Source organism: Cellulomonas sp. ES6 (assembly GCF_030053835.1).
In the GTDB taxonomy this organism is placed as follows: domain Bacteria; phylum Actinomycetota; class Actinomycetes; order Actinomycetales; family Cellulomonadaceae; genus Cellulomonas.
Map to the genome: position 1 here is coordinate 739,694 of NZ_CP125655.1, position 26,475 is coordinate 766,168.

General features: G+C 75.6%; 26 protein-coding genes and 2 tRNA genes. 14 read left to right on the forward strand and 14 right to left on the reverse strand.

Going from position 1 to position 26,475, the window contains the following annotated elements; translation table 11 throughout:
- Positions 1-173: 173 nt before the first annotated feature.
- Positions 174-1,307, reverse strand: a complete 1,134-nt coding sequence (locus P9841_RS03500; protein WP_283320718.1) for a hypothetical protein — start codon at positions 1,305-1,307, stop codon at positions 174-176.
- 396 nt (positions 1,308-1,703) lie between these two features.
- Between P9841_RS03500 and P9841_RS03505 the strand changes: the two genes are divergently transcribed.
- The 5 genes from P9841_RS03505 (at position 1,704) to P9841_RS03525 (ending at position 5,936) form a co-directional block, all read left to right on the forward strand.
- On the forward strand, positions 1,704-2,345 hold the full coding sequence (locus P9841_RS03505; protein ID WP_283320719.1) for a hypothetical protein: 642 nt from the start codon (positions 1,704-1,706) through the stop codon (positions 2,343-2,345).
- Between the two features lie 84 nt (positions 2,346-2,429).
- A complete protein-coding gene (locus tag P9841_RS03510) occupies positions 2,430-3,113 on the forward strand; it encodes a hypothetical protein (RefSeq protein ID WP_283320720.1) in 684 nt (227 codons plus the stop codon).
- A 92-nt stretch (positions 3,114-3,205) separates the two neighbouring features.
- Positions 3,206-4,660, forward strand: coding sequence for an RCC1 domain-containing protein (locus P9841_RS03515; protein ID WP_283320721.1), 1,455 nt, complete (start codon positions 3,206-3,208; stop codon positions 4,658-4,660).
- A complete protein-coding gene (locus P9841_RS03520; protein ID WP_283320722.1) occupies positions 4,657-5,349 on the forward strand; it encodes a hypothetical protein in 693 nt (230 codons plus the stop codon). Before P9841_RS03515 ends, P9841_RS03520 begins: the two co-directional genes overlap by 4 nt.
- Positions 5,346-5,936 (forward strand): signal peptidase I, encoded by a 591-nt coding sequence (locus tag P9841_RS03525; protein ID WP_283320723.1) that lies wholly within the window; start codon positions 5,346-5,348, stop codon positions 5,934-5,936. The genes P9841_RS03520 and P9841_RS03525 overlap by 4 nt, the downstream gene beginning before the upstream one ends.
- A gap of 79 nt (positions 5,937-6,015) precedes the next feature.
- Here the strand turns inward: P9841_RS03525 and P9841_RS03530 are convergent.
- Together P9841_RS03530 and P9841_RS03535 are read right to left on the reverse strand one after the other, a co-directional pair.
- Positions 6,016-6,088 (reverse strand) — tRNA-Asn (locus P9841_RS03530).
- Between the two features lie 87 nt (positions 6,089-6,175).
- Positions 6,176-6,679, reverse strand: a complete 504-nt coding sequence (locus P9841_RS03535) for a hypothetical protein (RefSeq protein WP_283321844.1) — start codon at positions 6,677-6,679, stop codon at positions 6,176-6,178.
- A gap of 62 nt (positions 6,680-6,741) precedes the next feature.
- Here P9841_RS03535 and P9841_RS03540 point away from each other — a divergent pair.
- Together P9841_RS03540 and P9841_RS03545 are read left to right on the forward strand one after the other, a co-directional pair.
- Positions 6,742-6,815 (forward strand) — tRNA-Ile (locus P9841_RS03540).
- A 265-nt stretch (positions 6,816-7,080) separates the two neighbouring features.
- The gene (locus P9841_RS03545; protein WP_283320724.1) at positions 7,081-8,604 is read left to right on the forward strand and encodes a peptide MFS transporter; all 1,524 of its coding nucleotides are present in this window, start codon (positions 7,081-7,083) and stop codon (positions 8,602-8,604) included.
- 88 nt (positions 8,605-8,692) lie between these two features.
- Here P9841_RS03545 and P9841_RS03550 read toward each other — a convergent pair whose 3' ends face one another.
- The 9 genes from P9841_RS03550 to P9841_RS03590 form a co-directional block, all read right to left on the reverse strand.
- Entirely contained in the window at positions 8,693-9,457 is a 765-nt protein-coding gene (locus tag P9841_RS03550) for an SDR family oxidoreductase (RefSeq protein WP_283320725.1), read from the reverse strand.
- 257 nt (positions 9,458-9,714) lie between these two features.
- Positions 9,715-11,031 carry an aspartate aminotransferase family protein gene (locus tag P9841_RS03555; RefSeq protein ID WP_283320726.1) on the reverse strand — a complete coding sequence of 439 codons (1,317 nt, stop codon included), beginning with the start codon at positions 11,029-11,031 and terminating at the stop codon, positions 9,715-9,717.
- Positions 11,032-11,223: 192 nt separating this feature from the next.
- Positions 11,224-12,390: an ABC transporter substrate-binding protein gene (locus P9841_RS03560; RefSeq protein WP_283320727.1), complete on the reverse strand. Its 1,167-nt coding sequence runs from the start codon at positions 12,388-12,390 to the stop codon at positions 11,224-11,226.
- 117 nt (positions 12,391-12,507) lie between these two features.
- On the reverse strand, positions 12,508-13,278 hold the full coding sequence (locus tag P9841_RS03565) for an ABC transporter permease (protein ID WP_283320728.1): 771 nt from the start codon (positions 13,276-13,278) through the stop codon (positions 12,508-12,510).
- Entirely contained in the window at positions 13,275-14,126 is an 852-nt protein-coding gene (locus tag P9841_RS03570; RefSeq protein ID WP_283320729.1) for an ABC transporter ATP-binding protein, read from the reverse strand. The genes P9841_RS03565 and P9841_RS03570 overlap by 4 nt, the downstream gene beginning before the upstream one ends.
- Positions 14,123-15,070, reverse strand: a complete 948-nt coding sequence (locus tag P9841_RS03575; protein WP_283320730.1) for an ABC transporter permease — start codon at positions 15,068-15,070, stop codon at positions 14,123-14,125. The genes P9841_RS03570 and P9841_RS03575 overlap by 4 nt, the downstream gene beginning before the upstream one ends.
- Complete coding sequence (locus P9841_RS03580) at positions 15,067-16,098, reverse strand: TIGR03842 family LLM class F420-dependent oxidoreductase (RefSeq protein WP_283320731.1); 1,032 nt, start codon at positions 16,096-16,098, stop codon at positions 15,067-15,069. The genes P9841_RS03575 and P9841_RS03580 overlap by 4 nt, the downstream gene beginning before the upstream one ends.
- A gap of 29 nt (positions 16,099-16,127) precedes the next feature.
- Entirely contained in the window at positions 16,128-17,561 is a 1,434-nt protein-coding gene (gene hydA / locus P9841_RS03585; RefSeq protein ID WP_283320732.1) for a dihydropyrimidinase, read from the reverse strand.
- 31 nt (positions 17,562-17,592) lie between these two features.
- Positions 17,593-18,441: a nitrilase-related carbon-nitrogen hydrolase gene (locus P9841_RS03590; protein ID WP_283320733.1), complete on the reverse strand. Its 849-nt coding sequence runs from the start codon at positions 18,439-18,441 to the stop codon at positions 17,593-17,595.
- A gap of 217 nt (positions 18,442-18,658) precedes the next feature.
- On the opposite strand from P9841_RS03590, the gene P9841_RS03595 reads away from it, so the two are divergent.
- From P9841_RS03595 to cofD, 5 genes are all read left to right on the forward strand, one after another.
- Positions 18,659-20,056, forward strand: coding sequence for an aminotransferase-like domain-containing protein (locus P9841_RS03595; RefSeq protein WP_283320734.1), 1,398 nt, complete (start codon positions 18,659-18,661; stop codon positions 20,054-20,056).
- A 314-nt stretch (positions 20,057-20,370) separates the two neighbouring features.
- Positions 20,371-21,381 carry a putative F420-0 ABC transporter substrate-binding protein gene (locus P9841_RS03600; RefSeq protein ID WP_283320735.1) on the forward strand — a complete coding sequence of 337 codons (1,011 nt, stop codon included), beginning with the start codon at positions 20,371-20,373 and terminating at the stop codon, positions 21,379-21,381.
- Between the two features lie 112 nt (positions 21,382-21,493).
- A complete protein-coding gene (locus P9841_RS03605; protein ID WP_283321845.1) occupies positions 21,494-22,510 on the forward strand; it encodes a putative F420-0 ABC transporter permease subunit in 1,017 nt (338 codons plus the stop codon).
- Entirely contained in the window at positions 22,501-23,310 is an 810-nt protein-coding gene (locus P9841_RS03610) for a putative F420-0 ABC transporter ATP-binding protein (protein ID WP_283320736.1), read from the forward strand. The genes P9841_RS03605 and P9841_RS03610 overlap by 10 nt, the downstream gene beginning before the upstream one ends.
- Positions 23,307-24,284 (forward strand): 2-phospho-L-lactate transferase, encoded by a 978-nt coding sequence (gene cofD / locus P9841_RS03615; RefSeq protein ID WP_283320737.1) that lies wholly within the window; start codon positions 23,307-23,309, stop codon positions 24,282-24,284. The genes P9841_RS03610 and cofD overlap by 4 nt, the downstream gene beginning before the upstream one ends.
- Before the next feature lie 55 nt (positions 24,285-24,339).
- On the opposite strand, the gene cofC is transcribed toward cofD, so the two are convergent.
- Both cofC and P9841_RS03625 read right to left on the reverse strand, forming a co-directional pair.
- Entirely contained in the window at positions 24,340-25,020 is a 681-nt protein-coding gene (gene cofC, locus P9841_RS03620; protein ID WP_283320738.1) for a 2-phospho-L-lactate guanylyltransferase, read from the reverse strand.
- Between the two features lie 25 nt (positions 25,021-25,045).
- On the reverse strand, positions 25,046-25,411 hold the full coding sequence (locus P9841_RS03625) for an iron chaperone (protein ID WP_283320739.1): 366 nt from the start codon (positions 25,409-25,411) through the stop codon (positions 25,046-25,048).
- A 199-nt stretch (positions 25,412-25,610) separates the two neighbouring features.
- Between P9841_RS03625 and P9841_RS03630 the strand changes: the two genes are divergently transcribed.
- Together P9841_RS03630 and P9841_RS03635 are read left to right on the forward strand one after the other, a co-directional pair.
- Positions 25,611-25,832 carry a hypothetical protein gene (locus P9841_RS03630; protein ID WP_283320740.1) on the forward strand — a complete coding sequence of 74 codons (222 nt, stop codon included), beginning with the start codon at positions 25,611-25,613 and terminating at the stop codon, positions 25,830-25,832.
- A gap of 60 nt (positions 25,833-25,892) precedes the next feature.
- The gene (locus tag P9841_RS03635; protein ID WP_283320741.1) at positions 25,893-26,465 is read left to right on the forward strand and encodes an HhH-GPD-type base excision DNA repair protein; all 573 of its coding nucleotides are present in this window, start codon (positions 25,893-25,895) and stop codon (positions 26,463-26,465) included.
- The last annotated feature ends 10 nt before the right edge of the window (positions 26,466-26,475 follow it).

Sequence of the window (26,475 nt, forward strand, 5' to 3'; positions counted from 1 at the left end):
CTCCAGAAGGGCTGTCGAGCGGGCAGAGGGGTCCGGTGTGCCAGCACCGGGCCCCTCACGGACGAGGGGGGAGGTCGGCGGTCAGGTCACGGCGCCTCCTCGTCCAGGGGCGGCGGCCGACGACGGCCCCGACCTCGCCCGGCCGGAGGCGTGGGCGCGACGTCGTCGCGGTGTCAGCACTCCCACGACGCACCGAACTCGTCGCCGCACCACGCACCGCCCTCGGTCTCCACGACCGTCGTCCAGCCCGGAGGCAGCGCCGGGGTGGTCGACGGCGTCCCGGACGCCGGGGCGCCGCCCGTGGCGTCCGCGACGCCGGCCGCCCCGCCCCCGCCGCCGCCACGCCCGGCCGCCGACCCGGATCCGCCCCCGGCCGGCCGGGCCGGGACCCGCGCCGCGCGCTCCGCCGCCTCGAGCTCCGCCGCACGACGGTCCTGCTCCACCTGCCAGGCGCTCTCGGACGCCGCGACTGCGGCGCGCGCCGTCGTGAGCCGCTCGACGTGCGAGCGCAGGGCGGCGGTCTCCTCCCGGAGCACCGTCGCGCGCGCCTCCGCCGCGGCGAGCACGGCCCGGGCACGGCCGCCGACGCGCGGTGCGGGACGAGCGGCAGCCGGCCGCCCCGCGGACGCTGCGACGACGCGGGCGCCCCCGGAGCTCTGCTGCCGGGCGGCGCCGGCCTCGTCGACCGCCGCCCGCAGGGCCGCTCGTGGCGTGTCGTCCAGCACCCTGCCCTCGGAGGCGGTGAGTGCCGTCCCCGCCTCCGCGACGGCGGCACCGAGGCTCGCGTGGGCCGCCATGCGCTCGGCGGTCGCGGTGGCGAGGAGCCAGCGCGCGTGCCCCGCCCGCACCGCCGCCGTCGCCTCCGTGAGCGCCGCGCCGCGCGCGCGGACGGCACCTGCACGCATCGCGGCCTGCTCCGCCCGCGCCTGCCGCGACCCGTCCTCCGGGGGGTCCGACGGCGGCAGCCCGACCAGGAGCGCGGCCAGGTCGCGCCGCAGTCGCCCGTCGTCCACCCGCCCGGCCGAGGCCGCGAGCGCCCCGCTGCCGTCCCGCCGGGCGACGGCGAGCGAGGCCGCCGCGCGGTCGAGCTCGGTGAGCGCGGTCTCGAGCCCGCGTGTCCGGCCGGCGTCCCAGCGGACCAGCGCGACCGTCGCGACGAGGACCGCCGCGAGGAGGACCGCCAGGGCCACGGCGGCGCGGCGGCGCCCCGGCGGTGGTGACGACGCGCCGCGCTGCGGCAGGGCCCGACCGGGGCGGTCGGCACCGTCCGCCCGGTCGGGGACGGCACGGGGGTCGGGTGCGTCCACGTGCCCGGACGGCACGGGGTGGGGTGCGCTCAAGGATCGCTCCGAGGTCGAGGTCGGGTGAGCGCGGCTGAGGTCCCGACAGTACCCACCGCCCCCCGAACCACCCCAGCGGGGGCCTCGCGCCTGTGGACCACGGCCACCCGCGCGGTCCGCAGCCGGACCGCGCGGCACCACGGAGACCGGCCCGGCACCACTGAGCAGGAGCCCCTGCCCCGCGCGGCCGACCCGCCGGCCGGGCGCCGCCCGGCGCTCCGACCTGCGGGGACGCCACCCGCCGCTCGTCGCGATGGCCCGTCTACCTACGCATGACGCGGGTCACACGGGGCAGCACCGCCCCCGACGGGCCTACTGGAGTCGACCCCGGAACGACCGGGACGGATCCCCCAGGAGGACCCCATGACCGCACAGAGCACCGACGACCGCTCGCGCCGCCGCAAGGCCCTCGTGGCCTGGGGCGCCCTCGCCGGCGTCGCCGCCCTCGCCACCACCGCCGCGTTCACCGACGTGGCCCGCCTGCAGATCGGCAGCAACGGCCTCGGCGGCGCGGACAGCAGCTACAACATCCAGGTCGGTGCCACCGACGCCCAGGGGCAGTTCGTCCCGGGCTGGCAGGAGGCGTCCGGCACGGCCGTGCCGATCGCGCTCGACGGTGCCGAGTCGCTGTTCCCGGGCTCCGGGCCGATCAGCGTCGACATCCCCGTCCGGAACGACTCCCCGACGTACCCGTCGACGCTCGCTCTCGAGCTGGCGGACCTGCCCGGCGGCGGCGCGACCGACGCCGACTACCTGTCGAGCCTGCGGTTCGACGTGCACATGCCGGCCACCTCGCGCGAGGCGGCGCAGGTCAGCGCGACCAGCATGACGTTCGGCGAGCTCTCCCACCTCGTCCTGAACCAGCTGGCGCCGGGCGAGGAGAGCACCGTGAAGCTCAGCGTCAGCCTGCTGACGCAGGCCGAGTCGGGTGCCTCGTTCGACGACAACTCCCTGTCCGGGAAGGGCGCCTACCTGCAGGCGTCGCTGAACGGCTCGTCCATCTGACGCCCGCCCCGCCGGCGGCCCGGGCACCCGACCCGGCCGCCGGCGCGGCCCGCACCCCGACCCGACGCCCCAGGAGGAGGACAGATGCGCACCACGGCCCCTCGCCGCACCGCGGCCCCGGCGCGTTCCGGCCCCTCCCGCCCGGCGCCCGCCACCGCACGTCCCGCCGGCGGGGCCCGGCACCGTGCACCCGGCCCCGCGCGACGTCCCCGCCGCGCGCTGCTCGCCCTCGGCGGCCTCGCCGGCGCCGTCGCGCTCGCCGCCGGGACGTCGATCACGCACGCCGCGTTCACCGACGCCGCGGAGGCCGACCTGGGCACCGTGGGCGGCGCGTACGACATCGCGCTCGTCGACGGCACCGGGGCGACCGTCCAGGGCGACGACCACCCGCTCGTGGTGGACACCGTCGTGCCGGGGCCCGACGGGGCGACGGCGATCGAGGTGGACGTGGTGACCACCACCGCCGCGACCGGCACCGTGACGCTGACCGTCGAGAACGCCCGCCCGGCACCCCTGCCGGCCGACCCGGGCGTCCCCGGCCCGGGCGCCGACCCGTACGACGTCGCCCGGTTCACCGTGTCGGTGGACGGCCGGGTCGTCGCGTCGGAGCCCGCCGCAGGCCTCGGCGCCCTCACGATCACCGGCTTCGAGACCGGTGTCCCCCGCCGCGTCCAGGTGGCCGCGACGCTCGAGCCCGCGCTCGGCAACCCCTACTACTCCGGCCGGGCGATGGTGCTCGGCCTCCGGTTCGACGGGACGACCGGCTGACGGGCGTCTCCGCGGCCGCCGGCCGCCCGCACCGCCCCGCACGCCGCCACGCCACGCCCGACCACCCCGCCCGCACGCCCGAAGGAGGAACCGTGACCCACCGCCGCATCCGCCGCGCCCTGGCCGCCGTCGCCGGTCTCGCCGTCGTCGTGCCCGCCGTCGCCGTCGGCACCACCACCGCCGCCTACGTCGACCGCGCCGAGGCGGTCACCGAGGTGTTCCGCTCCCCCACCACCCGCTTCGTCCCGCAGCAGACGTTCCTCGCCGGCACCGCGACCGCGCTCCAGGACGACGGCACCGTCGCCGTCTGGGGCTACCGCGGCGGCGGCCTGGCCGGCACCGGCGTCGCGACCGTCGACTCCGCGGCGCCCGTGAGCCTCGTGACGCTGCCCTCCGACGGGCACCCCGACGGCGCGCGCCGCGCGGTGAAGCTCGCCGGCGTGAGCCTCGACAACTACTTCGCCGCGGACGCCGCCTACACCGGCCTGGCCGCGCTCTCCGACGACGGCCGCGTCTACACGTGGGGCGGGAACCAGACGGTGCACGTCATGGGCCGCACCGGCGGCGCCGTGCCGTTCACGAAGCCGGGGCAGGTCGCGATCCCGGGCACCGTGGTGGACCTGGTGTCCTCCGCGTCCGTGTTCATGGCCCTGACCTCGACGGGCGACCTGTACACCTGGGGCTACCCGCAGGCGCGCGGCGTCACCGGTCAGGGCTCGCTGACGGCGTCGTCGGCCACGCCCGCCCGCATCCTGACGGGCGTGCACTCGATCGGCGCCGGCGTCTGGAACGGCTGGGCCGTGCGCGGCAACACCGTCGCGGGCGACCCGTCGACGGGCGTGCTGTGGTGGGGCTGGGCCAACAGCGCCGCGTCCTACGCCGGTTCGCCGTCGGGCGACGACGTCCAGGTGAGCCACGGGACCCCGACGCAGTCGGTCGCCCTGTCGCAGCACACCACCAGCGGCTGCGAGGCCGTGGGCGTGGTCGCCGGCTCGCCGCAGGACACGTGCGGCATCCGGTCGCTGACGGGGCACTACTACGGCAGCCAGGCCGTGCTGGCCGACGGCACCCTGCTGACGTGGGGCAACCACGTCGAGTGGGGCACCGCCCGCGCGGACGGCGGCCTCGTCGCCAACAACCGCCCCACCGCCGTGACGCTGGCCCCGGGCGTCACCGCCGTGCAGGTCGCGGCGACCGAGGACTACGTGCTCGTCCGCGGCAGCGACAGCCTCGTGTACGTCTGGGGCCGGTACTCCTACGCCTGGGGCCCGCACCCCACGACCGGCGCGACCTCCGCGGCGAACATCCGCGTCCCCACCCGCATCGCCGCGCTCGGCCCCGTCGAGCACGTCGTGGGCTTCGGGTACTCCGGTGCGGCGCTGCGCGGCGACGGGACGATCGTGCTGTGGGGCGGCACCACCCAGGGCGGCAGCCACAACACCTACCACCTGGTGCGCGACGGCTTCGCGTCCCCCCGGCCGTCCGCGGCCACGTCGCACGGCCTGACCGAGCTGGTCATGCCGGGCACCGAGCGGGCCGCCGCATGAGCCGCCACGTCGCACCCCGCCGCCGCGACCGTCGGGCCGCCCGCCGCACCGGCCTGATCGCGCTCGTCGCCACGACGGTCGTCACGGCGGCCGTGCTCGGCACCACCGCGCTCACGGCCGCGTCGTACACCGACGAGGCGCACCTGGGCCTCGGGACGGCGGGCGTCGGCTCGGCCGAGCCGTTCGACGTCGTGCTGCTCGCGGCCGACGGGACGGTCCACCAGGCCGCCCCGGGGACGCCGCTGCCGCTGGATCTGCCGGATCACGACCAGCTCGTGCCCGGGCGCACCGTCGGTGCGACGCTCCGGGTCGCGAACAACCACCCCGACATCGCCGCCGCGGTCTCCGCGACGCTCGCCGCGGAGCCCGTGCCGGGCACCCCGGACATCACCCCGTTCCTGCGGGTGACGGTGCTGGCCGAGGACGGGACCGTGCTGCTCGGCTCCGGCGCCGACCGGCCCCAGGACGGCGCCCGGCCGGGTGCCGCCGCCGACCTGGGCACGCTCGCCCCGCGCGGCGCCGAGCCGCTGCCGGACGCCGGCGCGTGGCTCGACGCGGAGCCCCGCTCCGTCACCAGCCTGACCGTCCACGTGCACCTGCTGGACGACCCCGCCACCGAGGCCCTCAACGGGGGCCAGGCGCACCTGACCGCCCGTCTCGACGCCACGTCCACCGAGGAGGACGCGTGACCACCGCCGCCATCACCCCCGCCCCCCTGCCGACGACCCGCCGCGCGCGGCGCGCGACCGCCGCGACCCGCCGCCCGGGCCTCGCCACCCGCCTGGCGGTGCGGGCCCAGCGCCTGCTGCTGAACCTCGCCGCCGCCGTCGGCGTGCTGAGCCTGCTCGCCGTCGCCGCCTGCCTGGCCCTGGGCGTGCGGCCCGCGGTCGTCGTCTCCGGCTCGATGGCCCCCGGCATCCCCGTCGGTGCCGTCACCCTCGCGCGCTCCGTCCCCGCGGACTCGGTGGCCGTCGGCGACGTCGTCACCGTGCCCCGCACCGACGGCCGCGGGCTCGTCACCCACCGCGTCATCGAGACGACTCCCCTGCCCGGCGGCGTCGCGGGCGCCACCGAGCTGCGGCTGCAGGGCGACGCGAACACCGAGCCCGACGCCCAGCCGTACGCGGTCGTGGAGGTCGGGCAGGTGCTCGGCTCTGTGCCGCACGTCGGGTACGCGGTCGTCGCCCTGCAGGAGAACCTGGTGGCCGTCGTGGCCGGGCTGCTCGCGCTGACCGCGCTCGTGACGTTCCCGGCACGGGCGGCGGCGCGGCGCTGACGTGCACGGTCGTCGCCCGGGACGACGGCCCGGAGACGCAGGAGACCCCCGCCAGCGGCTCGCTGACGGGGGTCGGGTGCTCCCTCGACTGGACTCGAACCAGTAACCGTCCGATTAACAGTCGGATGCTCTGCCAATTGAGCTACGAGGGATCGCGCGGGAAGAACTCTAGCAGCCCGCCGGGGGTGCTCCGGACACCGGCGACGGCGTCCCGCGGGCACCCGCGCGGAGGTCCGGGGTCAGCCCCGCAGGCCCGCCTCCGCCCGGACGCGGGCCTCCGCGGCCTCGAGGAGGTCGGCCACCGCCGGGTCGTGCAGGTCCACGCGCCCCGTGCCGATGACCTGCGTGAACAGCTCGTCGCCGTCACCACGCCGCAGCGCGACCCGCACCGGCCCCGCGCCCGGGACGGTCACCGTCTCCACGTGCACCACCGAGGACTGCACGCGCTCCCGGAACGTCTGCGCGAACGCCACCGGCAGCGGCGGCGTCAGGGCCAGCTCCTCGACCGACCCCGTCACCCAGTGCACGGTGATCGCGGCGGGCTCCGGCGCGAACGACGCGCGGTCGACGTCCGACCACGGGTGCCGCTCGACGTCCTGCGCGCCGACGACGTGCAGCGCCCGCCGGGTGGCGACCAGCCAGCGACCGCCGGACGCCTCCGCCCACGCCAGGACCTTGTCGCCGGACGGCAGGTCGAGGGACCGGCGGACGTCGTCGGGGAGCGCGCGGCGGCGCGAGAACATCGGCACGGGCACACACCGTAGTCCGCGCCGCTGGGAGCGGCCGGTACCCTGGCCGCCAACCGGGGCCAGTAGCTCAGCCGGTCAGAGCAGCGGACTCATAATCCGTCGGTCGTGGGTTCAAGCCCCACCTGGCCCACGCCCGGCCGTGTCCTGCCCGCGTGCGGCCGCCTGCGCCCGCCTCGGCGCGGCCCCGCCCGCACGCCCGTGACCTGCGTCACCGCCGGCGCGGTCGATCACCGCAGATGCCACGGACGACTCCGCTCCGGGGACCTTCGTCTTGCCGCCCCTCACGTCGTGGCCACATGCTGGACGGCGGGTCCCGCCGGAACGGCGCGAGCCCCGGGGCCCAGGGGTCGCGGGACCTGCGCACGTCCGGCACGACGAGTGCAGGAGACGACACGATGACCACCCCCTCGACCCCGCAGGGGCGCGCGGCCGGCGAGCTGGCGGGCGACCGCGCGTTCTTCGGCCACCCGCGCGGGCTCATGACGCTGTTCACCACGGAGCTGTGGGAACGGTTCAGCTACTACGGGATGCGCGCCATCCTGCTGTACTACCTGACGGACGCCGTCGCGGACGGCGGCCTCGGCATCGGGGAGCGCACCGGCCTCGCGCTGGTCTCGATCTACGGCACGAGCGTCTACCTGCTGTCCGTGATCGGTGGCTGGCTGGCCGACCGCCTGATCGGGTCGCGCCGCGCGACGCTCATCGGCGGTGTCGTCATCGCGGCGGGACACGTCTCGCTGGCGCTGCCCGCGGCGACGATGTCGTACCTCGGCATCGCGCTGGTCGCACTGGGCACCGGCCTGCTGAAGCCGAACGTGTCGAGCATGGTCGGCGACCTGTACGCCCGCGACGACGAGCGGCGCGACTCCGCGTTCTCGATCTTCTACATGGGCATCAACATCGGCTCGTTCAGCGCGCCGTTCCTGGTCGGGGCGGCGCGGTCGTGGGGCGGCTACCACGCCGGGTTCCTCGTCGCCGCGGTCGGCATGGCGATCGCGCTGGTGTTCTTCGTCGCCGGCGGCCGGTACCTCGGCCGGGCGGGCGGCACGGCGCCGAACCCGGTCCGCCCCGAGGAGCACGCGGCGCTGCTGCGGGGGCTGCTCGTCATCGTGCTGGCGGTCGTCGCCGTGGCCGCGGTCGCCGCGCTGGTGTCCGGCGGGTTCAACCTGGACACGTTCATCGACACGATGTCGTACCTGGCGTTCCTCGCCCCGGTGGCGTACTTCGTGGCGATGTACCGCTCCCCGAAGGTCACCGACGCCGAGCGCCCGCGCGTGGTCGCGTACATCCCGCTGTTCGTCGCGGCGATGCTGTTCTGGATGATCTTCGAGCAGGCGGCCACCACGCTCGCGGCGTTCGCGCAGAACCGCACCGAGCTGTCGTTCTTCGGGATCACGATCAGCCCGGAGTTCTTCCAGTCCGTCAACCCGCTGTCGATCATCCTGCTCGCGCCGGTGTTCGCGTGGATCTGGACGAAGACGCACGACCGGCCCCCCACCGCCACGAAGTTCGCGATGGGCCTGGGCCTGGCGGCGGTGTCGTTCCTCGTCATGTCCGCGGCGTCGGCGATGATCGGCGACGGCAAGGCGCCCGCGTGGGTGCTGGTGGTCGTCTACGTCGTGCAGACGCTGGGCGAGCTGTGCCTGTCCCCCGTCGGCCTGGCCGCGACGACGCTGCTCGCCCCGCGCGCGTTCCGCACGCAGGCGATGGCGGTGTGGTTCCTCGCACCCGCCGCGGGGCAGGCGATCACCGCCCAGCTCATCACGGCCACGGAGGGTGCGTCCGACACGGCCTACTTCGGCGGGATCGGCGGCGTCGCCCTGGTGTTCGCGCTGCTGCTGCTCGCGCTCTCGCCGTGGGTGACGCGGCACATCCGGCACGCGGACGAGCTCGAGCGCGCCGGGGCCGCGGGGGCGTGACCCGGACGGGCGCTCCGGCGGGCGGCTGACTCCCGCCGGGCCGTCCGGTCGGCGCCCGGGCCTCGGGCGCCGACCGGACGTGACGCCCTCAGGCGTCGCGGGCGATCTGGGTGTTGCTGACCTGGGCGCGCGGCCGGACCACGAGCGTGTCGATGTTGACGTGGTGCGGCCGCGTGAGGGCGAACGCGATCACGTCGGCGACGTCCTCGGCGAGCAGCGGCTGGTAGCCCTCGTACACCTTCGCGGCGCGCGCGGCGTCGCCGGCGAACCGCACGAGCGAGAACTCCTCGGTCGCGACGTTGCCGGGGGCGATGTCGATGACCCGCACCGGCTCGCCGATGAGCTCCAGGCGCAGCGTCGTCGTGAGCATCCGCTCCGCGTGCTTGACGCCGGTGTAGCCCGCACCGCCCTCGTACGGGGCGATCGCGGCGGTCGACGTCACGACGAGCACGTCGCCGCGGCCGCTGGCCTTCAGCGCCGGGAGCAGCGCCTTCGTCACCCGCAGCGTGCCGAGCACGTTCAGGTCGTACATCCGGCGCCAGCCCTCGACGTCGGCGTCCGCCACCCGGTCCAGGCCCAGCGCGCCGCCGGCGTTGTTCACGAGCGACGTGAGGCCGCCCGTGGCCTCGACGTGCGCGACGAGCCGGGCGACGTCCTCGTCGGACGTGAGGTCGGCGGGGAACGCCTCCGCGCCCGTCTCCTCCGCGAGCGCGGCGAGCCGGTCGGCGCGGCGCGCCACGGCGACGACCTCCCAGCCCTCGGCGCGCAGCCGGCGGACGGTGGCGGCACCGATCCCGCTGGACGCGCCGGTGACGACGGCGCGGAGGGTGGTGCCGGGGGTGGTGCTGGACATGCGGAGGTCCTTCCGTGGTGGTGGCGACGACTGTACCGACCCCCCGTCGCCGGCCCCCCGGAGCCGCCGAGGTCGTCAGCTCCGGCCGAGGTCGTCATCCCCACCTGACGACCTCGGCCCGACCTGACGACCTCGCGCAGGGGGCGGTCCGCGGCGAGGTCGGCAGCTGCAGGTGCCGAACTCGCACCGGAGGTGCCGAGCTCGCGGGCTGGGTGGACGGGGACGGTACGGGGCGGGGCGGGTGGGGTGGGTGGGGGCTAGAGGGTGGCGTCCAGGGCGGTGAGGGCGGCGTCGTAGATCGCGAGGGCGCGGGCGACCTCGGTGTCCGTGACGACGCACGGCGGGACGACGTGGATGCGGTTGTCCTGGACGAACGGGAGCATGCCGCCGGCGAGCAGCGCGGACTTCACGGCGCCCATCGCCGCCGCGGGCACGGGCTCGCGGGTGGCGGGGTCGGTGACGAGCTCCAGGGCCCAGAACACGCCGGTCCCGCGCACCTCGCCGACGCTGGGGTGCGCGTCCGCGAGCGCCCGCAGGCCCGGGCCGAGCACGTCCGTGCCGATGCGCGCGGCGTTCTCGACGATCTTCTCGTCCTCCATCGCCTCGATCGTCGCGACGACGGCGGCCATCGCGAGCGGGTGCCCGGAGTAGGTGAGCCCGCCGGGGAAGACGCGCTCGTCGAACACGGCGGCCACGGCGTCGGAGATCACCACGCCGCCGGCCGGCACGTAGCCGGAGTTGACCCCCTTGGCGAACGTGATGAGGTCCGGGACGACATCGTGCTGCTCGAACGCGAACCACGAGCCGGTGCGTCCGAACCCCGCCATGACCTCGTCGAGGACCAGCAGGATGCCGTGCCGGTCCGCGATCTCCCGCACGCCCGCCAGGTAGCCGGGCGGCGGCACCAGGACGCCCCCGGTGCCGACGACCGTCTCGAGCAGGATCGCGGCGATCGACGCCGGACCCTCCGACGCGACCACCCGCTCGAGGTGGTGCAGCGCGCGCTCGCACTCCTGCTCCGGTGTGGTCGCCCAGAAGTCCGACCGGTACAGGTACGGCCCGAAGAAGTGGACGTGCCCGCGGGCGTACTCGTTGGGCACCCGCCGCCAGTCGCCGGTCGCGACGACGGCCGCGCCGGTGTTGCCGTGGTACGAGCGGTAGAACGACAGGATCTTGTCCCGGCCGGTCGCCTGGCGCGCCATCCGGATCGCGTTCTCGTTCGCGTCCGCGCCGGCGTTGGTGAAGAACACCTTGGAGAAGCCCTCGGGCGCGTGCCGCAGGATCGCCTCCGCCGCCCGGCCGCGCGGCAGCACGGCGTGCGCGGGCGCGACGGTCGCGAGCCGGCCCGCCTGCTCGGCGATCGCCGCGGTGACCCGGGGGTGCTGGTGGCCGATGTTGGTGTTGACGAGCTGGCTGCTGAAGTCGAGCATCGTGCGCCCGTCGGCCAGGTGCACCTCGCACCCGGACGCCCCGTCCACCACGAGCGGTGACAGCGAGCCCTGCGCGGACCAGGAGTGGAACACGTGCGCGCGGTCGAGCTCGAGCGCGAGCCGCCCGTCGGCGTCGAGAGTCATGGCTGCGGTGGCCTTTCGAGTCGGTGAGGGTCCAGGACACGCCGGTCGCAGGGTCGGCCGCTTCGGCGTGTCCTGGACTCTCGGCGCGGGGCTGGGTGGGTGCGGGCGTGCGGGGCGCGGATGCGAGCGGGTCCGGGGCCCCGCGGGTCGGCCCGGGCCGCGGACGGACGGTCCGCGGCCCGGGTCGCCCGGTCAGTTCCCGCCGGGCTGCAGCTCGACCTCGATGGGCTCGAAGTCCGCGCCCTCGACGTCGACGCCCTCGGCGGTGAGCTCGTCCAGCGCCTGCTGCACGTACTCGTTGGAGTAGGCCGTCTCCGGCGGGTCGGCCGTGATGATGGTCGCCCCGGTCTCGTTGGACGTCTGCTTGGCCATCTCGACGGTCGCGTCCCACGCGTCGGTGTCGATCATGCCGATGCCACCGGCCGTGGACGGCCAGATGAGCTTGTTGACCTCGTTCGTCATCCAGAGCTGGTGGCTGGTGCCGAGCGTCGAGCCCGCGGCGGTGACGATGTCCGCGGCCTCCTGCGGGTTGTCACGGGCGTAGATCCAGCCCTCGATGGACGCCTTGATGAACTTCACCGTGGTCTCGGCGTAGTCCGGGTCGTCGGCGAGCCGGCCCGCGTCCGCCCAGATGGCGTCCTGGAGCATGGCGGTGCCCTCGTCGTTCCAGTCGATGACGGAGAAGTCCTCGGGCGTGTAGAGCTCGCCGGTCTCGGGGTTCTCGGTCTCCAGCAGCTGGGCGTACTCGTTGTACGTCATGGCCTGCGCGGCGTCGATGTCGCCGGCGAGGAACGCGTTCATGTCGAACGCCTGCTGGACGATCTCGAAGTCCGTCACCCCGGCCTTGTTGAGCCCGGCGAACAGCTCCCACTCGTTGCCGTAGCCCCAGGACCCGATCTTCTTGCCCTCGAGGTCGGCGACGGAGTCGATGCCGGCGTCGGCGAACGAGACCTGCAGCGTCGCGGAGCGCTCGAAGATCTGCGCGACGTCGGTGATGTTCGCGCCCTGCTCGATGGAGCCGAGCACCTTCGGCACCCACGCGATGGCGTAGTCGACCTCCCCGTTCGCGAGCGCGTCCTGCGGGACGATGTCGCCGCCGCTCGGGATGATCTCGACGTCGAGGCCCTCGTCCTCGTAGTACCCCTGGTCCAGCGCGGCGTAGTAGCCGGAGAACTGGGCCTGGGTCAGCCACTGGAGCTGGAGCTTCACCGGTGTGAGCTCACCGGACGCCGACGTCTCGTCGCCGCCGGACCCCGCCGTGTCGTCGTCGGACCCGCTCGAGCACGCGGTGAGCGCGAGCGCCGCCGCGAGCCCGAGCGCGCCGGCCCCTGCCCACGCGCGACTCCTGGAGTTCCTCATGTCATCCCCTTCCGTCCTGCCTCTGACCTGCGTGACTGGCCCTCCTGACGCCGTCGGCAGGAAGGGGTTGGCCGGCCCGCGGAACCCCCGGCCGCGGGACGTCTGGTGACGGGCGCCTCAGGTGGTGGGCGCCCCGCGGCTCCCCCGCCGCTCGATGGCGAGGGTGACCCCGTAGAACAGCAGCCCGACGACGACGCCGCCGAGCACGTACGCCCACGCGCGGGCGTAGTTGGACCCGGCCGCCGCGGTCGTGATGAACGACCCGATGCCGCTGCGCGGACCGCCGAAGTACTCGGCGACGATCGCGGAGATGACCGCGAGCGAGGACGCCATGCGCAGGCCGGTGAACACGAACGGCAGGGCCGTCGGGATGGTGACCGCCCGCACCGCCTGGCGGGGCGTGGCCGCGTAGGCCCGCATGAGGTCCCGGTGCACGGGCCGCACCTGGCGCAGGCCGCGCAGCGTCGTGACGAACACGGGCACCGCGACGGCGATCGCCACGACGATCTGCCGGCCGGTCTCCACCGAGGCGCCGTACATCGTGTACAGCACCGGGGCGAGCGCGACGATCGGCACGACCGCGAGCGCCGCGACGACGGGGTTGAGCAGCGCGTCGACGGTCCGCACGGCCGAGGCGAGCACGGCCGCCGCGATCGCGACGACCGCGCCGAGCACGAGGCCGACGAGCGCGTTGGTGCCCGTGACGAGCGCCGCGGACGCGATGGTCGGCAGGTACGTCGCGAACTCCCCCGCGATGGCCGTCGGGCTGGGCAGCAGGAACGCCGGGACCTCCCCGACGACGACCACCGCCTGCCACGCCGCGAGCAGCGCCACGGCGAGCAGCACGGGCGCGGCGCGGTGCAGCGCGCGCGACCAGCCGCCGCTCACCGAGTCTCCACCCCGCGGCTCGGGACGGTGCCGGCGCCACCGTGCAGCGCCTCGCGCACCGCGGTGACGGCCGCGAAGTACGCCTCGTCCTCGCGCAGGTCGTCCCCGCGCTCCCCCGACCGCCCCAGCCGGACGTCGACGATCCCCGCGATCCGCCCCGGGCGGGCGGACATCACCACGACCCGGTCGGACAGGAACACCGCCTCGGGGATCGAGTGGGTGACGAACACGACCGCCGCCTGCGTCTCGGCGCAGATCCGCACGAGCTCGGACTGCAGCCGCTCGCGGGTCATCTCGTCCAGCGCGCCGAACGGCTCGTCCATGAGCAGCAGGCTGGGCCGCTCGGCGAGCGCCCGGGCGATCGCGACGCGCTGCTGCATGCCGCCGGAGAGCTGGTCCGGGAAGTGGTCCGCGAAGTCGGTCAGGCCGACGAGCGCGAGCATCTCGTCCGCGCGCTCCCGGCGGGCCGCGCGCCCGACGCCGTGCAGCGACAGCGGCAGCTCGATGTTGGCCCGCACCGTCCGCCACGGCAGCAGGCCCGCCTGCTGGAACGCGATGCCGTAGTCGTGCCCGAGCCGCGCCTGCTCCGCCGTGCGGCCGAACACCGAGATCGCGCCGCCGGTGGGCCGGTCGAGGTCGGCGACCAGGCGCAGCAGGGTGGACTTGCCGCAGCCGGACGGCCCGATGAGGGACACGAACTCGCCCGCGCCGACGGTCAGGTCCACGTGCTCGAGCGCGACGACCTCCCGGTCGCCGCCCGAGGAGAACACCCGGGACACGCCGCTGACCTGCACGGCCGGCGCGGTCGTGGGCGCCGCGCCCGGGGACGTCACCGCCGGGGCCGTCACGCGACCACCTCCGCCCGGCGGAACCGGCCCAGGCCGGTGCCGAGCAGGGCGACCGCCCCGGAGGCGACCAGGCCGAGCAGCACGGCGCCGAAGATCGGCGCCCACGGCTTGGCGGGGTCGCTGCTGGCGAAGTTGGCGAACTCGAGGATCATGCGTCCGATACCTCCGGGCATCCCGGTCGAGACCTCCGCGACGACGACGCCGAGCACGGCGCTCGTGGCCGCCAGGCGGAGGGCGGGCAGCAGGTGCGGCACGCTCGCGGGCAGCCGCAGGCGCACGAGCTCCTGGGTCCACGAGGTGGCGTAGGCCGCGAACAGGTCGCGGTGCAGGGCGTCCGGGGAGGTCAGGCCGCGCAGGGCGCCGACCGCCACCGGGAAGAACGCCAGGTAGGAGGCGATGACCGCCACCGACATCCAGGGCTCCCAGGTGAACCCGAGCTCGAGCTTGGACCCCCAGCCCTTGACCAGCGGCGCGAGGGCGATGAGCGGGACGGTCTGGCTCAGCACGACCAGCGGCAGCACGGCCGACCGCGCGATCCGGAACCGCGCCATGAGCAGGGCGAGCAGCAGGCCGACGACGACCCCGATGACCCAGGACACGGCCGCGATCCGCAGGCTCGTGCCCCCGGCGCGGAGCACCGCCAGCCACAGCGGGTCGGCACCCGGCTGGGCGGTGAGCGGCTCGCCCAGGCGGGCGAGCATGTCGGTGACGTGCGGCATCGCGAGGTCCGTGGTGCGCGGCAGCACCAGGCGCTCCCCGATGCTCCAGCCGGTGTCCGGGACCACGGCCTTGACCAGCTCCCAGAGCCCCGCGAGGAGCACGAGCGCCACGAGGCCGAGGGCCACAGGCCGCAGCGCGCGCACGGGACGCGGCCACGCCCGCCGGGCGCGGGGCGCCGGTGCGGCCGCCGCGGTCACCACCGCCGCGTCGACGCCGGCCGTCATGCCGTCGCCACCACGTGCTCGGCCATCGCGGGGATGACGCGCTCGCCGTACATCCGCAGCGTCTCGTCCTTGTTGTCGTGCTGCAGGTACCCCGCGAACTGCGTGACGCCGAGCTCGCGCAGCGCCTGCAGCTTCTCGACGTGCTCGCGCGGGCTGCCGAGCAGGCAGAACCGCTCGACGATCTCGTCCGGGACGAACTGCGTGTGCGAGTTCCCCGCGCGGCCGTGCTCGTTGTAGTCGTAGCCCTGCCGGCCGGCGATGTAGTCGGTCAGCGCCTTCGGCACGGACGACCCCTGGCCGTACTTCGCGACGATGTCCGCGACGTGGTTGCCGACCATGCCCCCGAACCACCGGCACTGCTCGCGCATGTGCGCGCGGGCCGCCGGGGAGTCGCCGTCGCCGACGTACATGGGGGCCGCGACGCAGAACTTGATCGCGTCGGGGTCGCGCCCCGCCGCCTCCGCGGAGTCCCGCACGGTGCGGATCATCCACGCCGCGATGTCCGGGTCCGCGAGCTGCAGGATGAACCCGTCCCCGACCTCGCCGGTGAGCTTCAGCGCGAGCGGGCCGTACGCGGCCACCCACACCTCCAGCTCGGACCCCTTCGACCACGGGAACTGGACCGTGCGGCCGTTGTGCTCGACCGCGCGGGAGTTGGCGAGCTCCCGGATGACGTGGATGGACTCGCGCAGCGTCGCGAGGTTCGACGGCTTGCCGGCCAGCGTGCGGACCGCCGAGTCGCCGCGGCCGATCCCGCACACGGTGCGGTTGCCGTACATCTCGTTCAGCGTGGCGAACGACGACGCGAGCACCGTCCAGTCCCGGGTGGCCGGGTTCGTGACCATCGGGCCGACCTTGACCTTGCGGGTCGCGGCCAGGATCTGCGAGAACACCACGAACGGCTCCTGCCACAGCAGGTGCGAGTCGAAGGTCCACACGTAGTCGAACCCGTGCGTCTCCGCCTGGCGGGCCAGGTCCACCACGCGCGACGCGGGCGGGTCGTTCTGCATGACGACGCCGAACTCCATGCCGGGTCTCCTTCCTGCGGTGGGGACGGTCAGATGAGGTACTGCGACAGGCCGCGCTTGACGTACTGCCCGTGGCCCACGCGGCCGAGGAACGCGCCGCCGTCGACGACGACCTCGCCGCGGGACAGCACCGTGTCGACGTGGCCGTCGACCTCGAAGCCCTCCCAGGCGGAGTAGTCCATGGCCATGTGGTGGGTCTTCCCGACGCCGATGGACGTGTGGCCGTCCGGGTCGTAGACCACGACGTCCGCGTCCGCGCCGGGTGCGAGGACGCCCTTGCGCCCGTACATGCCGAACATCCGCGCGGGCGTGGTGCAGCAGATCTCCACCCAGCGCTCCAGCGAGATCTCGCCGGTGACGACGCCCTGGTACAGCAGGTCCATCCGGTGCTCGACGGAGCCGATGCCGTTGGGGATCTTCGAGAAGTCCCCGATCCCCATCTCCTTCTGGTCCTTCATGCAGAACGGGCAGTGGTCGGTCGACACGAGCTGCAGGTCGTTGGTCCGCAGCGAGTTCCACATCTGGTGCTGGTGGCCCTCGTGCTTCGAGCGCAGCGGGGTCGAGCACACCCACTTCGCGCCCTCGAAGTCGCCCCACTCCTTGCCCTGCGCCGCGAGGTGGTCCTCGAGCGACAGGTACAGGTACTGCGGGCAGGTCTCGCCGAACACGTTCTGGCCGCGGTCGCGCGCCTGCGCGATCTGCTCGGCCGCCTGCTTCGCCGAGACGTGGACGACGTACAGCGGCGCGCCCGTCAGGTCCGCCAGCATGATCGCCCGGTGGGTGGCCTCCTCCTCGGCCTGCCACGGCCGGGAGACCCCGTGGTAGTACGGCGTGGTCTCGCCGCGGGCCAGGTGCTGCTGCACGAGGGTGTCGATGACCGACCCGTTCTCCGCGTGCATCATGATCATCGCGCCGTTGTCCGACGCCTTCTGCATGGCCCGCACGATCTGGCCGTCGTCGGACAGGAACACGCCCTTGTAGGCCATGAACAGCTTGAAGCTGGTCACGCCCTCGGCGATCAGCTCGTCCATCGCCTGCAGCGACGAGTCCTGGACGTCGGACAGGATCTGGTGGAACGCGTAGTCCACCGCGCAGCTCCCGGCCGCCTTCTGGTGCCACAGCGCGTACTGGTCCAGCGGGTTCTCGTGCGGGTACTGCACGACGAAGTCGACGATCGTGGTCGTCCCGCCCCAGGCCGCCGCCGTCGTGCCGGTGGCGAACGTGTCGGAGGCGAACGTGCCGCCGAACGGCATCTCCATGTGCGTGTGCGCGTCGATGCCGCCGGGGATCACGTACTTGCCGGTCGCGTCGATCACGCGGTCGACCGTGGCGCGCAGGTCCACGCCGAGCGCCGTCGAGCCGGGCTGCAGCAGGGCGACGATCGTCTCGCCGTCGATGAGCACGTCCGCGGCGCCGCGGCCCGTCGCGTTGACGACGGTGCCGCCGGTGATGAGGGTCTTCATGCGGGCTCCTCGCAGGTCCGGGCGCGGCGGGTCAGGGCGCGACGATGGGGCCGTAGGCGTCCGGCCGGCGGTCCCGGAAGAACTGCCAGCGCTCGCGGGTCGTGCGGATCTGGTCCAGGTCGAGGTCGCGGATCAGCAGCTGGTTCTCCGAGGAGGAGCCGACCTCGCCGACGTAGTTGCCGTCCGGGCCCACCGCGTACGACGAGCCGTAGAAGTTGACCGCCTCGTCGCCGTACTCGTTGTCCTCGAGCCCGACGCGGTTGTTCGCGATGACGAAGTAGCCGTTGGCGATGGCCGCGGCCGGCTGCTCGACCTCCCACAGCTTGTTCGAGATGCCGGGGGCGGTGGCGTTCGGGTTGAACACGATCTCTGCGCCGTTCAGCGCGAGCACCCGCCAGCCCTCCGGGAAGTGCCGGTCGTAGCAGATGTTCACGCCGATCCTGCCGACCGCCGTCTCGAACACCGGGTACCCGAGGTTGCCGGGACGGAAGTAGAACTTCTCCCAGAACTTGGGCAGGTGCGGGATGTGGTGCTTGCGGTAGGTGCCCAGCAGCGTGCCGTCCGCGTCGATGACCGCGGCCGTGTTGTACAGGACGCCCGGCTGGTCCTCCTCGTAGATCGGCAGCACGATGACGATGCCCAGCTCCTGGGCCAGCGCGCTGAACCGCTCGGTGGTCGGACCGGGGATCGTCTCGGCGTACTCGTAGTACTTCGTGTCCTGCGTGATCCCGAAGTACGGGCCGTAGAACAGCTCCTGGAACCCGATGACCTGCGCGCCCTCGGCCGCGGCCTTGCGGGTCCAGTCCTCGTGGAGCTGGATCATCGACTCCTTGTCGCCCGTCCAGGTGGCCTGGGTGAAGGCGACGCGCACGACTGCCATGTGAAACCTCCGCTGGATCGTCCCGAGCCGGGGGGCTGCCGCGTCCTGCGCGCCGGCTGCTCGACCCCGATGGGAATGTGACTGTGGGGGTTGAACATTTCCGCGGCGTTTCTGCCCGTTTCGGTGCCGAGAACACGTATGACGGGGCTGTAAACACTGCGCCGCGGGCCCCGGCACCGGTGCGGCGGGCGCCCGTGCGGGGGGCACGATGACCGCCATGGACGTGGCCCAGCACGTGGAGGACCGCAGTCCCCGGGGGATCGCCGCCGCCGTGTCGCGGCTGGTGCGCAGCGGCGAGCTGCGCCCGGGCGACCGCCTGCCCACGGTCCGGCGGCTCGCGGCGGACCTCGGCGTCAGCCCCGCGACGGTGTCCGGCGCGTGGCAGGCGCTGGCCGCCGTCGGCCTGGTGACCTCCCGCGGGCGGGCGGGCACGGTCGTGCTGCCGGAGCCGGCTGCGTGGCTGCCCCCGCGCTACCGCGACATGGCCGCCGGCGGGCGGGCCGCGGCCGACCCCGCGGCGTCGGCTGCGGTGCGCCCGGCGGTCCGGCTCGACCTGTCGACCGGTACTCCCGACCCCGACCTGCTGCCCCCGCTGGAGCGGTCGCTCGGGCGGGTCGCCGCCGCCACCCCCGCCGCCGGCACGGGCACCTACCTGGGCGCGCCCGTGGTCGAGCCGCTCGAGCGCCTGCTGCGCGCCTCGTGGCCGTTCACGCCGCAGCGCGTCACCGTCGTGGACGGCGCCGTCGACGCGATGAGCCGCACGCTCGAGCAGCTCGCCGGGTTCGGCGACCGCGTCATCGTGGAGGACCCGTCGTTCCCGCCGATCTTCGACCTGTGCGACCAGCTCGGCCTCGAGCGCGTCCCGGTCCCGCTCGACCGGCACGGCCTGCGCCCCGACGCCCTGGAGGCCGCGCTGCGCACCGGTGCGGAGGTCGTCGTCCTGCAGCCGCGGGCGCACAACCCGACCGGCGTCTCCATGACGTCGACGCGCGCCCGGGAGCTCGCGGCCGTCATCCGCCGGCACCTCGCGGCGACGCCGGGCGCCGACGTGCACGTGATCGAGGACGACCACTCCGGGGAGATCGCGTCCTCCGCGGACGTGTCGCTCGGGACGTCGCTGCCCGACCGCGTGGTGCACGTGCGCTCCTACTCGAAGTCCCACGGGCCGGACCTGCGGATCGCGGCCGTCGGGGGGCCGGCGGGTGTGCTCGACCGGGTCGTCGCGCGCCGGATGCTCGGACCCGGGTGGACCAGCCGGCTGCTGCAGCGGCTGCTGACGGACCTGCTCGTCGACGGCGAGGCGCTCGCGGCGGTCGCCCAGGCCCGGCGGATCTACTACGCGCGGCAGCGGGCGCTGACGACCGCGCTCGCGGAGCACGGGCTGGAGGTGCACCCGGGCGACGGCATCAACGTGTGGGTGCCCGTCGCCGACGAGGCCACCGCGCTGGTGCGGCTGGAGGCCGCGGGGATCAAGGTCGCGCGCGGTCGGCCGTTCCGGGCGGTGCCCCCGCCGGACGGGCCCGGGCACGTGCGGGTCACGGTCGGCGCCCTCGCGGGCGGGCCGGACGTGGTCGCGCGCGTGGCCCGCGCCCTCGCGCTGGCCGCGACGCCCTGACCGGCCCGGGCGGGACGCGCGGGCCGGGCGGGACGCGGGGTCGGCAGCGGGCGTAGGGTGGGCCCCGGACCAGGCCGGACGTTGGCCTGGACGTCGCCGCCCGCGCATGGGCGGCGCAGCCACCGGGCGCGACGTGCACCCTCCCCCGACCCGCCGCGGCGGACCCCCCGGTCCCGCGCGGGCCGTCCAGCGTCCACCGTCGGACCGCGGCACCCGCCGTCCGGCCTGCGAGCGCCGGCACCGGCCGCCGCGGGCCGCACCGCGACGCCGCCGCGGGCCGACCGCGCGACGTCGCCGCACCCTCAGGAGCCCCTGTGCGCAGCACCCGTCGTCTCGTCCTCGCCGTCCCTGCCGCCGCCCTGGCCCTCGCCCTCGCGGCGTGCGCCGGGGACCCGGCCGAACCGGGCGTGTCCCCCGGCGGCCCGACCGCGTCGTCGACCGGCGCGGCCTTCACCCCCGTCACGCTCGACAACTGCGGCACCGACGTCACGGTCGACACCCCGCCGGAGCGCGTGGTCGCGATCAAGTCCACGTCGATCGAGACCATGCTCGCGCTCGGGCTGCAGGACCGCCTGGTCGGCACCGCGTTCGCCGACGGCCCCGTCCCCGACGAGTGGGCGGACGCCTACGACGCCGTGCCGGTGCTGTCGGACAAGGTCCCCGGCCAGGAGGCGTTGCTGGAGGTGCAGCCCGACTTCGTCTACGCGGGCTGGGAGTCCAACTTCTCCGACGACGGCGCCGGTGAGCGCTCCGCCCTGCAGGGCCTCGGGATCGGCACGTACGTGTCCCCCGCCGCCTGCAAGGAGGAGGGCTACATGCCCGACCCGCTCACGTTCGAGGGCCTGTTCGACGAGCAGCGCGAGATCGCCTCGGTGTTCGGCGTGACGGACCGCGCGGAGGACCTGATCGCCCAGGAGCAGGAGCTGCTCGACTCCGTCACGCCCCCGGCGGAGGAGACGACGGCGCTCTGGTACTCCTCGGGCACCGACACCCCGTACGTCGGGGCGGGCATCGGCGCCCCGCAGATGATGCTGGACGCCGCGGGGCTGACGAACATCTTCGCGGACGTCCACGACACCTGGACGTCGGCCGGCTGGGAGCAGGTCGTCGCCGCCGACCCCGACGTGATCGTGCTGGTCGACGCGTCGTGGAACACCGCGGAGTCGAAGATCGAGCTGCTGGAGTCCAACCCGGCGACCTCCCAGCTCACCGCCGTCCGGGAGCACCGCTACCTGACGCTGCCGTTCCCCGCGGCGGAGGCGGGCGTCCGCAACGCCCAGGCCGTCGTGAGCCTGTCCGAGCAGCTCGCGGACCTGGAGGGCTGACCCGCCCGTGCCCGTCGACCGCCGCCCGGCACCCGCCGCGCCCGCCGCCCCCGCCTCCGGGCCGGGCCGGGCCGCCGCGCCCCCGCCCGCCCGCGCACCCCGGCGCCCGCCGCTGCTGCCGGTGCTCGGCGTCGGTCTGCTGCTGCTCGTGGCGACGGTGCTGGTCTGCGTCACCATCGGGTCGGCGGACATCGCGGTGCCGGACGTCGCCCGGAGCATCGCCGGGCACCTCGGGCTCGGCCCGGCCGCGGGCGCGGACGGCGGTGTGCCGGTGCTGACCGACGCGATCGTCTGGGACCTGCGGCTGCCGCGCGTGCTGACGGGTGCGGCGGTCGGCGCCGGGCTGGCGCTGGCGGGCGCGGTCATGCAGTCGCTGACGCGCAACCCGCTGGCCGACCCCTACCTGCTGGGCCTGTCGTCGGGGGCCTCGCTCGGCGCCGTGGCGGTGCTGGTGGTCGGGGTCGGCCTGCTGCTGCCGGTCGCCGCGTTCGCGGGGGCCCTCGCCGCGCTGGTGGCCACGCTGAGCCTGGCGCGCGTCGGTGGCGTGCTGACGCCGGGACGCGCGGTGCTGGCCGGCCTCGCGGTGTCGCAGCTCGCGGCGGCGGGGACGTCGTTCGTCATCTTCTGGTCGGCGACCGGCGACTCCTACCGGGAGATCCTCAACTGGCTGCTCGGGTCCCTGGCGGGGTCGACGTGGCAGTCCGTGGCGATCGCGGGGGTGGCGCTGCTGGTGGTCGGCACGGTGCTGGTGGCGTCGGCGGTCCGGCTGGACGCGTTCGCGTTCGGCGACACGGCGGCCGCGGCGCTCGGCATCGACGTCGACCGCACCCGGTGGACCCTGATGACGCTCGTCGCGCTGCTGACCGGCGCGATGGTGGCGGTCAGCGGGTCCATCGGGTTCGTCGGCCTGGTGCTGCCGCACGCCGTGTCGGCCCTCACCGGGCCCGCGCACCGGCGGCTGCTGCCGGTCGCCGCCGTCACGGGCGCGATCTTCCTGGTGTGGGCCGACACGGGCGCGCGGACGCTGTTCGACCCGCGCGAGCTGCCGGTGGGCATCGTGACCGCGCTGATCGGGGTGCCGGTCTTCGCGGTGCTGCTGCGACGAGGGAGGGGCAGCGCGTGGACGTGAGCATCGCGGGCGTCGGCGTCCGGCTGGGCGGCCGCTGGGTGGTGGACGGCGTGGACGCCACGCCCCCGCCCGGCGCGCTGACGGGTCTGCTCGGGCCGAACGGCGCGGGCAAGACGACGCTGCTGCGCCTGGTCGCCGGGCTGCTGGACCCGGAGGCCGGGTCCGTGCTGGTCGACGACGCGCCGGTGCACGCGCTCGGCCGCCGGGAGCGGGCGCGCCGCATCGCGCTGCTGGAGCAGGAGTCGTCGTCGACGGTGCCGCTGACCGTGCGGGAGGTGGTCGCGCTCGGCCGCATCCCCTACCGCACGCTGTGGGGGGCCGACGCCGACGAGCAGGCCGTCGACCGGGCGCTGGCCGCCGCGGACGCCGCGCACCTGGCGGACCGGCCGTGGTCGGCGCTGTCGGGCGGCGAGCGGCAGCGGGTGCACATCGCGCGGGCACTGGCCCAGGAGCCCGACCTGCTGCTCCTCGACGAGCCCACCAACCACCTGGACGTCAGCGCGCAGCTGTCCCTGCTGGCGTTCGTCCGCGACCTCGGCCGCACCACCGTGGCCGCCCTGCACGACCTCAACCTCGCGGCCGCCTACTGCGCGCACGTCCTCGTGCTCGCGGAGGGCAGGCTGGTCGCGGCGGGCGACCCCCGCGACGTGCTGACCGCGGACCTGGTGCGCCGGGTGTACGGCGTCGACGCCGAGGTGATGACCCACCCGCGCACCGGCCGCCCCGTCATCGCGTTCGGCGACGCCGGCCCCGCCGCCCTCGCCGACCGCCCGCTCGCCGCCGTCGAAGGAGCCCGATGAAGGTCACCGTCCTGTCCGGCGGCGTGGGGGGCGCCCGGTTCACCCGGGGGCTGCTGGCCCTGCTCGACGACGACGCCGACGTCACCGTCGTCGCGAACACCGGCGACGACATGTGGCTGCACGGCGTGCGGGTCTGCCCCGACCTCGACACGCTGATGTACACCCTGGGCGGCGCCGTCCACGAGGAGCAGGGGTGGGGCCGCCGCGACGAGTCGTCACGCGTGTCGGCGGACCTCGCCGCCTACGACGTCGGCTGGGAGTGGTTCACGCTCGGCGACCTGGACCTCGCGACGCACCTCGCCCGCACGCAGTGGCTGCGCGAGGGGCTGACGCTGTCGCAGGCGACGGAGCGGCTGTGCCGGCGCTGGGGCCTGGCCGCGCAGGGCGTCCGGCTGCTGCCGATGGCGGACGAGCCCGTCGAGACGCACGTCCGCGTGGCGGGCGGCGAGCTGCTGCACTTCGAGGAGTGGTGGGTGCGCCACCGCGCCGCGCTGCCGGCGCTCGCGTTCGTCCAGGTGGGCCTCGAGTCCGCCGCCCCGGCGCCCGGCGTGCTGGAGGCGATCCGGGACGCGGACGTCGTCGTCGTGCCGCCGTCGAACCCCGTGGTCTCGGTCGGCACGGTCCTCGCCGTCCCGGGCGTCCGCGAGGCGCTCGCGACGACACCGGCGCCGGTCGTGGGCGTGTCCCCGATCATCGGCGGCGCGCCGGTGCGCGGCATGGCCGCCGAGTGCCTCGCGGCGATCGGCGTCGAGGCGACCGCCGAGGCCGTCGCCCGGCACTACGGGCTGCGCGGCGGCCCGTCCGACGGGGCGCCCGGCGTGCTCGACGCCTGGCTGCTCGACACGGCCGACGAGGACGCGGTCGGGCGGCTGCGGGCGGTCGGCTGGCGGGCCGCCGCCGCGGACACCCTCATGCGGGACGTGCCGACGACCGCCCGGATCGCCGCCGCCGCGCTGGCGCTGGTCGGGCGCTGACGCGGTGACCCCCGGGACCGGAGGCCGCGCGACCGTCCGGTGATCGCACCGCCGCTCAGTCCAGCGGCAGCGGCGCCAGGCGACGCAGCAGCGCGCCCGTGCGCCCGCCGACGCCGCGTCCGGCCAGCGCCGCGAGGTCGGCCGGCACGTCGACGTCGTGGCGCAGCGCGGATCCCGCCGGCACGTCGAGCACTACGTGCCCCGCCGCGGCGTGCGCGGCGGCCGACCCCCCGCCGAACCGCGGCTCCACCCCGGCGCCCGGCGCCGCGGTGAGCAGCGTCGTCCCCGTGCCGTCCGCGTCCGGCAGCACCGCGAGCGGGTGGGCCTCGGCGTCCCCGAGCACGGCGTCCAGCTCGGCGGGGTCGAGCCCCGGCAGGTCGCCCAGCAGCACGCCGGCGTGCGCCGTCGGGGCCTCGGCGCGTGCGGCGGCCACCCCCGCGGCGACGGCCCGGTTCAGCGCGTGCCAGCCGCCGGGCGGGTCGGCGGCACCGGCCGCCGGCTCGGGCAGCACCCGGACCCGCGGCAGCGCGCCGGCCGCGGCGGCGACCTCGGGGTCGGCCGTCACGACCACCACCCGGGCGACGCGCGGCGCGGCGAGCACGGCGTCCACCGTGTCGAGCGCCATCGCCCGCACCAGGGCCGCGCGGGCGCCCGGCTCCAGGACGTCCGCGAGGCGCGACTTGCCGCGGCGCGCGTCCTTCACGGGCACGACGACCACCCACCGACCGACCAGCACGCAGGCACCCTACGCGCCCGCGGCCTCAGCCCCGCGCCCGGCCCAGCGCGGCGTCGATCTCCGTCCGCCGCCCCTGCACCAGCGCGTCGAGCGCCCCGTCCGGCAGCGGCCGCCCGACCGTGAACCGGATGCCGCCCTTCGTCGCGTCGAACCCCTCGAGCGTCGCCAGCACCGCCGCCGTGACGTCCGCGCTGAACGGGTACGCCGTGCACCCGCGCGACCCCGTCACCACCGCGATCAGCGGCCGGCCGCGGTACCGGTAGGCCGCGAGCCCGTAGGACCGCCCCTCCTCGACCTCCGGCACCGCCGCGCGGACCCGGTCGAGCAGCCGCCCGACCACCTCGCGCTCGGCGCCGTCCAGCGTCGCCAGGTACTCCGTCACCTCGCCCACCCGCCGCTCCCCTCTCCTCGCTGCGTCCCGACGATCGTCCTCCCCGGCGCGGCGCCTGCCCAGCAGCACCGCCGGCGCGCGCGCCACCACCCGCGTGCGGCGCGTCTCACCCGGACGGGCGCTGCACCGCCCCGCTGCCCGGCCGATGGGAGAGGTGGACGCGGACGCACCGGGCGGGCACGCGACGGGAGGTGGGGACGTGGGCCGACGCCAGCGCGCGATGTCCGTGCTCACCCTCGCCGGCTGCCTGGCGGGCATCGTCGCGATCCCGCTGGGCTGGGGCGCGCACGAGCCGCCGCGGTTCTGCCGCACGGCCGCCGAGTGCCCGGACCTGCGCTGGCCGACCGGCACGGCCGTCCCGGCGCCGGGCGACACCCTCCCCGGCGGCGGCGCGGACCCCGTCGCCGCGGCCCGGCCCTGACCACACGCACCGCCTCGCCGCGCCCGTGACCCGGTCCCGGCGGGGTGCGACGATGAGGGCATGACGCTCTGGCTCACCGGCGACCCCGAGGCGGACGACCTGCTCGACGCGGACCCGTTCGCGCTCCTCACCGGCATGCTCCTCGACCAGCAGGTCACGATGGAGTCGGCCTTCGCCGGCCCGGCGAAGATCGCCGCGCGCATGGGCGGGTTCGACGTCCACCGCATCGCCGAGGCCGACCCCGACGAGTTCGCCGCCCTGTGCGCGACGCCGCCGGCGGTGCACCGGTTCCCGGGCTCGATGGCGGGGCGCATCCAGGCGGTCGCGCGGGCGGTCGTCGACGCGTACGACGGCGACGTCACCCGGCTGTGGACCGACGGCGACCCCGACGGCGCCACCGTGCTGAGGCGCCTGAAGGCGCTGCCGGGGTTCGGCGACCAGAAGGCCCGCATCTTCCTGGCCCTGCTCGGCAAGCAGCGCGGCGTCGAACCCGCGGGCTGGCGGGAGGCCGCCGGGGCGTACGGGGACGACGTGCCGCGCTCGATCGCGGACGTGCGCGACCCGGTCTCGCTCGGCGAGGTCCGCGAGACGAAGAAGGCCGCGAAGGCCGCCGCGCGCGCCGCCCGGGCCTGAGCGCCGGTGC

Coding starts and splice junctions, on each gene's coding strand:
- P9841_RS03580 (WP_283320731.1), bottom strand. CDS start 16,098: ATGGAGTTCGGCGTCGTCATGCAGAACGACCCGCCCGCGTCGCGCGTG.
- P9841_RS03545 (WP_283320724.1), top strand. CDS start 7,081: ATGACCACCCCCTCGACCCCGCAGGGGCGCGCGGCCGGCGAGCTGGCG.
- P9841_RS03575 (WP_283320730.1), bottom strand. CDS start 15,070: ATGACGGCCGGCGTCGACGCGGCGGTGGTGACCGCGGCGGCCGCACCG.
- P9841_RS03520 (WP_283320722.1), top strand. CDS start 4,657: ATGAGCCGCCACGTCGCACCCCGCCGCCGCGACCGTCGGGCCGCCCGC.
- P9841_RS03560 (WP_283320727.1), bottom strand. CDS start 12,390: ATGAGGAACTCCAGGAGTCGCGCGTGGGCAGGGGCCGGCGCGCTCGGG.
- cofD (WP_283320737.1), top strand. CDS start 23,307: ATGAAGGTCACCGTCCTGTCCGGCGGCGTGGGGGGCGCCCGGTTCACC.
- P9841_RS03535 (WP_283321844.1), bottom strand. CDS start 6,679: ATGTTCTCGCGCCGCCGCGCGCTCCCCGACGACGTCCGCCGGTCCCTC.
- P9841_RS03550 (WP_283320725.1), bottom strand. CDS start 9,457: ATGTCCAGCACCACCCCCGGCACCACCCTCCGCGCCGTCGTCACCGGC.
- P9841_RS03505 (WP_283320719.1), top strand. CDS start 1,704: ATGACCGCACAGAGCACCGACGACCGCTCGCGCCGCCGCAAGGCCCTC.
- P9841_RS03635 (WP_283320741.1), top strand. CDS start 25,893: ATGACGCTCTGGCTCACCGGCGACCCCGAGGCGGACGACCTGCTCGAC.
- P9841_RS03555 (WP_283320726.1), bottom strand. CDS start 11,031: ATGACTCTCGACGCCGACGGGCGGCTCGCGCTCGAGCTCGACCGCGCG.
- hydA (WP_283320732.1), bottom strand. CDS start 17,561: ATGAAGACCCTCATCACCGGCGGCACCGTCGTCAACGCGACGGGCCGC.
- P9841_RS03510 (WP_283320720.1), top strand. CDS start 2,430: ATGCGCACCACGGCCCCTCGCCGCACCGCGGCCCCGGCGCGTTCCGGC.
- P9841_RS03595 (WP_283320734.1), top strand. CDS start 18,659: ATGGACGTGGCCCAGCACGTGGAGGACCGCAGTCCCCGGGGGATCGCC.
- P9841_RS03590 (WP_283320733.1), bottom strand. CDS start 18,441: ATGGCAGTCGTGCGCGTCGCCTTCACCCAGGCCACCTGGACGGGCGAC.